The 3,365-nt window shown below is 75.7% G+C and carries 4 protein-coding genes; 2 read left to right on the forward strand and 2 right to left on the reverse strand.

Annotated features, from left to right (window positions below):
* Window positions 1-665 (forward strand): potassium channel family protein (locus tag I4I78_RS31355; protein WP_218615130.1); only part of this gene is annotated, 665 nt, incomplete at its 5' end.
* A 43-nt stretch (window positions 666-708) separates the two neighbouring features.
* Here the strand turns inward: I4I78_RS31355 and I4I78_RS33195 are convergent.
* Window positions 709-1,323: a DUF664 domain-containing protein gene (locus I4I78_RS33195; RefSeq protein WP_308252471.1), complete on the reverse strand. Its 615-nt coding sequence runs from the start codon at window positions 1,321-1,323 to the stop codon at window positions 709-711.
* A gap of 22 nt (window positions 1,324-1,345) precedes the next feature.
* On the reverse strand, window positions 1,346-2,443 hold the full coding sequence (locus I4I78_RS33200) for a response regulator receiver protein (RefSeq protein WP_226380800.1): 1,098 nt from the start codon (window positions 2,441-2,443) through the stop codon (window positions 1,346-1,348).
* 238 nt (window positions 2,444-2,681) lie between these two features.
* Between I4I78_RS33200 and I4I78_RS31365 the strand changes: the two genes are divergently transcribed.
* Entirely contained in the window at window positions 2,682-3,323 is a 642-nt protein-coding gene (locus I4I78_RS31365; protein WP_218615131.1) for a bifunctional 2-polyprenyl-6-hydroxyphenol methylase/3-demethylubiquinol 3-O-methyltransferase UbiG, read from the forward strand.
* The last annotated feature ends 42 nt before the right edge of the window (window positions 3,324-3,365 follow it).

Raw genomic sequence — 3,365 nt, forward strand, 5'->3', positions numbered from 1 at the left:
CCGTGCAGGTGCTGGCCACCCGGCCCGGCCAGCCCGCATGGACCGCTCTGGAGGCCGCGCTGTGGCTGACCTGGGTGGTGTTCGTCGTGGACTACGTCGGTCGGCTGGTCTGCGCCCGGAACCGGCGACGGTTCGTGCTGGCCAACCCGGTGGACCTGCTGGTCGTGCTGGCCCCGTTCTTCCGGTTCCTGCGCCTGCTCCGGCTGATCGCCGCGGTCTCGACGCTGACCCGGGTGCTGCGCGACGACTTCCGCGGCCGGGTCGGCGGGTACCTCGTCGTCACCGTGGGGCTGGTGTCGTTCGTGGCCGCGCTGGGCGTGTTCGAGGCCGAGCGGGACGCACCGGAGTCGTCGATCACGACGTTCGGCGACGCCCTGTGGTGGGTGCTGACCACGATCACCACCGTCGGCTACGGGGACCGCTACCCGGTCACCACCGAGGGACGGCTCGTGGCGGCCGCGCTGATGCTGGCCGGGATCGCCGTGCTGGGCACGGTGACCGCGGCGATCGCCACCTGGTTCCTGGAGCGCGTCGGCGACGAGCAGCGGGCCGCGCAGCCGACGCCGGCGGACTGGACCGCCGTCCTCGCCGAGCTGCGCACGCTGCGCAGCCGCGTCGAGGAGCTGGAGACGACCACCCCCGCACAGCGCCCGCCGGGCACCTGACCGTGCTCCGCGCCCCGGGTGCCGCGTCCGGTGCCGCTCCCGGTCAGGCCCCGCCCGCGTCCCGGGCCAGGCGCTCGAGCCGGTCGTGGTGCGCCCGCCACCGGGCCTCGTCGCCGGGCGGCATGTTGTCGTTGCCCGCGCTGAGCCCGGCCACGCCGTCGATCGCCTCCCGGACGATGTCGGCGTGGCCGGCGTGCCGGTGTGTCTCGGCGATCATGTGGACCAGGGCCCGGTGCAGCGTCAGCTCCCGGCGGTCCTCTGGCCACCACGCGACGCGCCCGACGGCGTCCAGGGCGAGCGTCCCGATCGTCGTGTCCGAGTGCGCCCAGACCCGCCGGTAGAACGCGACGACGTCGGCGGATGACTCGTCGGCGGTCGCGAACATGTCCACGCTCGGGTCCGCGCCCTCGTCGAGCCAGGGCTGGGGCTCGGCCGACGGGCGTCCGAACACCGCGCCGAAGTACCCCAGCTCGCACACCGCGACGTGCTTGACCAGGCCCAGCAGGTTGGTGCCGGTCGGGGTCATCGGCCGGCGCAGGTCGTACTCGCCCAGGCCGTCGAGCTTCCAGAGCAGGGCGTTGCGGCCCGCCTGCAGATAGCGGTGCAGGTCCGCTTTCGGGCCGGATCCGGTGATGGACGGGAGCGTCGCATCCCGCACCGACAGGTTTTCCCGGAGCGCGCTATCCCTGTTCGTCCGCCTCCGGCGGTTGCAGCGCCGCGACCAGCGTGCGCAGGTCGTCGGGATGCAGACGTGCCGCCCGGTCGGCCTGTTCCGCGCGCTCCCGCCGGGCGGACTCGGCGTCGGCACGTTCACGCTGGTGAGCGACCTCGGTCCGGGCCCCGGCCAGCTCGGAGCGCAGGCGCGCGAGCTCGTCGCGGACGCGGTCGCGGTCCTCGCGCAGCCCGTCGCGCTCCGCGGTGAGCTCGTCGGCGCGCATACGGGCGGTGTCGCGTTCGGCCAGGGCGGTGTCCCGGTCGGCGTGCGCCCGCTCGCGCAGGGCGTGCGCGTGGTCGCGCGCCGCCGTGACCGTGGCGATGTCGGCGCGCAGGCCGTCGGCGACCGCGCGTGCGTCGTCGCGTTCCGCGGCGAGCTCGACGGACCGGGCGCGCTCCCCGTCGCGCTCGTCCCCGGCCCGCTGGGCCTCGAGCGCCGACACCGACCGGGCCTGCTCGGCCTCCGCCGTCCGGGCCTGCGCGGCGACGGCCGTCTCCTGCGCGCGTTGCCGGCCGGCGGTGGCCTCCTCGGCCTCCTGGCGGGCCGCGCCGAGCGCCTCGGTCGCCTCCATGGCCTGCTGGGCCGCGGCGCTCGCGCGGGCGACGGCCTCGGCCCGGTCGGCCGCGGCGGCCTCGGCCTTGCGGGTCGCCTCCCGGGCCCGGGCGACCGCCTCGTCGCGCGCCCGCTCCGCCTCGGTCCGGGCGCGGTCGGCGTCGGCGGTGCGGGCCCGGGCCTGCTCCACGGCGTCGACCGCCTCCCGCTGGACCTGGTCCAGCCGGGCGGCCACCCCGTCCAGGGCCTCCCCCAGCTCCCGGACCGGCCCGCGGACCGCGTCGACGTGCTCGCGCAGCCGGTCGGCGTCCAGGGCGAACGCCCCGGCGCCGGAGTCGAGCCCCAGCGCTCCCAGCGCCTCCCGCTCCGCGCGGGCCATCTGCGCGCAGGTCCGCCCGCCCGGCCACCGGGTGTCGCGGCAGAACGTCCGTGGCCGCCCGCCCTGCGGGCCCGGCGCCGGCAGCTCGGCGCGACATCGGCTGTATCCGCAGCGTACGGCGTTGTCGTCCACGGAGCAGAGGTTACCAGTTCCATAGTTTATAACTGAGTTACTAGTACAAAGTAATTTTACGCCGTAGCGTGCCCAACGAAACCATCGTTTCGTTGGTGAGTTCGGCGACGGGGACGAGCCGGCGCGTCGCAGGTCGATCCGAACCGGCTGGGGCGGGCGACCTGGGCTTGACCTCGAGCCGGGTCGAGGTTGCACGGTCGTCCACGACACCGTTGCGACAGACCCGGGGAGCCGAACCATGGACGTCACACCGAGTACCGACACCTTCGAGAAGGCCTACGTCGACGGGACACCCCCGTGGGTGATCGACGAGCCGCAGCCGGCCGTCGTCGCGCTGGTACGGGCGGGCGGATTCACCGGCCGCGTGCTCGACCTGGGCTGCGGCACCGGCGAGCACACCCTGCACCTGGCCGCGCTCGGCTACGACGTGCTCGGCGCCGACGCCGCGCCCACCGCCCTGGCCCGGGCGCGGGCCGCGGCCGGGACCCGCGGAATCGCCGCACGGTTCGCCGAGGTCGACGCCCTCGACCCCGCCGGGCTGCGCGATCTCGGCACGTTCGACACGGTGCTGGACAGCGCCCTGTTCCACATCTTCGACGCCGGCGACCGGGCCCGCTACGCCGAGGCGCTGCTCGAGGTGTGCGCGCCGGGCGCGCTGCTGCACCTGCTCGCGCTGTCCACCCGGGGGCCCGGCTTCGGGCCGGAGGTCGACGAGTCCGACATCCGCGTCGCGTTCGACCGTCCCGGCTGGCGGGTCGAGGACGTCGCGACGAGCACCTACCGCGGCGTCGTGGGCGAGCAGCAGAGCGCCGCCGTCGGCCTCCCGGCCGGTGACCGGGTCGACCTCCCGGCCTGGATGGCCCGGATCCGCCGGGTCTGACCCCGGCCGCACACGGGTCCGGTGCCCGACACACATCCCCGG

Source organism: Pseudonocardia sp. KRD291, from assembly GCF_019263595.1.
In the GTDB taxonomy this organism is placed as follows: domain Bacteria; phylum Actinomycetota; class Actinomycetes; order Mycobacteriales; family Pseudonocardiaceae; genus Pseudonocardia.

Excerpts from the sequence above, each read along its gene's own strand:
- I4I78_RS31365 (WP_218615131.1), top strand. The coding sequence starts at position 2,682 with ATGGACGTCACACCGAGTACCGACACCTTCGAGAAGGCCTACGTCGAC.